Origin of the sequence: uncultured Fibrobacter sp., from assembly GCF_937877005.1 — a bacterium.
GTDB lineage: Bacteria > Fibrobacterota > Fibrobacteria > Fibrobacterales > Fibrobacteraceae > Fibrobacter.
The window spans coordinates 1-2,128 of record NZ_CALEFV010000089.1 but is presented as its reverse complement, the minus strand read 5'-3'; the positions used below and the strand labels follow the sequence as shown (position 1 = coordinate 2,128).

Below are 2,128 nucleotides of genomic sequence, written 5' to 3'. Positions count from 1 at the left end.
GTAGACCCGAAGTCAACCTGCTTCACAAAATGCTTTTGGCCCAGTTCCGCCGTGCCGCGGCGTTGCTCAAGGGCCGTGAACGCGATGATTTCTTCGAAATGCTTTTGCCAGCCATGTCGCCTATCTATTACCGCGACATGCAGGATAGCGAAGGCATGCGTACGCCGATGGTCCGTTGGTGGGGCACTCGTTTTTTGCTGCAGGCCGCAAACCGCCTGACCGATCTCGTCTCGTTCGATGGAATCCGCCTGGATATTGCCGACTTTATGCTTGAAGGCTACAAGAGCATTTGGGCCGAAAACCATTCGTACTCCTTCTTGCTGAATTATCGCGACGGCGGCATTCTGAATATCTTGAATGCCAAGGATGCCGAAAATAGTGTACTGGGGGCTTGGCGTGACGACGGAAATCCGGCTGTCGGTTTTTTGGATTTCATGATTCCCAACGTGGAACTCAAGGCCGAAAAGCTAGACCAGATCCTGTCTGACCGCGAAGGGATGTTGACGGCCGCGTACGATTACCAAATCAAGCGCCATGATGCGGGTACCGATATCGCCTTGTTGTCCGATCAGCATTTGGTGCATGGCGGCCAGACTTTCGCGATCCATGCCGAAAAGAATTTCGAACTTTCGTCTACGGGTTCGCAGTTCTCGGTCGAGTACAAGCTCTTGAACAATTCTCCCGAAACGATCAAGGGCTTCTTCGGGACTTTGCTTGACACGGGGCTTCTCGCCTGCGGCCATACGGACAAGGACATCTTGATTGACGGCGTCCCGCTCAAATTCAATTTCCGCGACCCGCTCATTTTCCCGGATGCATGCTCTTTTGAAATTGCGGACAAGACGACTACTTCTAGAATCGAGCTTGTCTTTGAGAAAAAAACTTCTGTTCTGGTGTCGCCGATTTTCGGAGCGTCTGCGCAAGCCGCCCCGGAAGCCCTGCAAGGTATTCGCGTGTTCCCGTTCTGGAAAATGAATCTAGCGGGCGAGGCCGAATTCTCCGTGCTCATGACGGTTAAAATTTCCAAGAGGTAATCGATGAAGTCAGACTTGATTGACATACAGGTGGAATCTCGCGGAAACGATGTGGAACTTACATTGTCCGGTTCGCTTGGCTTGCCGCAGCTGTCGGCGGTCAAGGAAAAGCTGGATATGCTCGTCGAAGGCCCGGGCTGCTTCTACTTCTTGAACTTGAAGTGTTCCTGGAGCTCTTGAACCGCGTCAAAGCTCAAAAGTCGGCGCTGATCCTGATTTTCGAATCGGCTGAACTCCACGATTATTTTTCGAAGTATTTGAGCATCTTCGATGTCTACGAGAACCGCAAGGCGTACAAGAAGTCGGGTACCAAGAAGCAACTGCAGCAAATCGGCCTGCATTACGGGCTACGCTCGGGCATTACCGTGAGTTCGGGTGTCGCCGTTGCGCTCATATCGCTGATTCTTGGGTGGATGATTACCTTGTTCATAATCATCTCGTCGCAGGGCCATGAAATTTCTGACAAACAGGCGCAAATCATTGCTCTTCAGAACCAGAAGGAACGTTACATTAAAGAAATCGACAAGCTAGAATCTTCGATTGGGCCGCTCCGCAAGCTAGGTGTGGTGCAAGATACGACAAGGCTCAGTTCCTTCGGGCTCATTCAGGATTGGGTGAGCTATTTGGAATACCTAGAGAATACAAGGCGTGAAAAGTAACGTTCGCATATCCAAGCTCACGTTTGCGATTGCCCTGGTGCTTTGCTTCGGGGCGTTGGGGCTTTTTGTGTCTCACTGGCATGCGCGCCAGGCTGAAATCCGGGAACTTGCCGTTAAAGAGTCCATTTTGCGCGGAGAGCTCGAACAGCTGAGCGCTTGGGGAAAGTGGACGATTGACTATGTCAAGATCAGCCGTGCGCTGGATTATCTTTCAAAAGGCCGCCTGAGTGAAGACCAGCGCGAAATGCTGACGGAACAGCTTTGGCAGATTTCGAGGTCTTATGTCACGGACCCGTTGCTTATTTTGGCGGTGGTCGCGCAAGAAAGCCGTGGGAACCCCAATGCGCGTGGCCGTAAACAGTCCGGAGCCTATTCGGGGGCGCTCGGGCTTATGCAAATCAAGCTTGAAACCGCCAAGAAAATGGGTGAACCCTT

The 2,128-nt window shown here is 52.0% G+C and carries 4 protein-coding genes; all 4 read left to right on the top strand.

The window, feature by feature from the left end; all coding sequences use genetic code 11:
- A partial coding sequence (locus tag Q0628_RS04680; protein WP_298768623.1) for an alpha-amylase/4-alpha-glucanotransferase domain-containing protein occupies nt 1-1,034 on the top strand: 1,034 nt, incomplete at its 5' end.
- A gap of 3 nt (nt 1,035-1,037) precedes the next feature.
- Complete coding sequence (locus Q0628_RS04675) at nt 1,038-1,214, top strand: hypothetical protein (protein ID WP_298768621.1); 177 nt, start codon at nt 1,038-1,040, stop codon at nt 1,212-1,214.
- A complete protein-coding gene (locus Q0628_RS04670) occupies nt 1,211-1,693 on the top strand; it encodes a hypothetical protein (RefSeq protein ID WP_298768619.1) in 483 nt (160 codons plus the stop codon). The genes Q0628_RS04675 and Q0628_RS04670 overlap by 4 nt, the downstream gene beginning before the upstream one ends.
- A partial coding sequence (locus Q0628_RS04665) for a transglycosylase SLT domain-containing protein (protein ID WP_298768617.1) occupies nt 1,683-2,128 on the top strand: 446 nt, incomplete at its 3' end. The genes Q0628_RS04670 and Q0628_RS04665, both read left to right, overlap by 11 nt.

Excerpts from the sequence above, each read along its gene's own strand:
- Q0628_RS04675 (WP_298768621.1), top strand. The coding sequence starts at position 1,038 with ATGAAGTCAGACTTGATTGACATACAGGTGGAATCTCGCGGAAACGAT.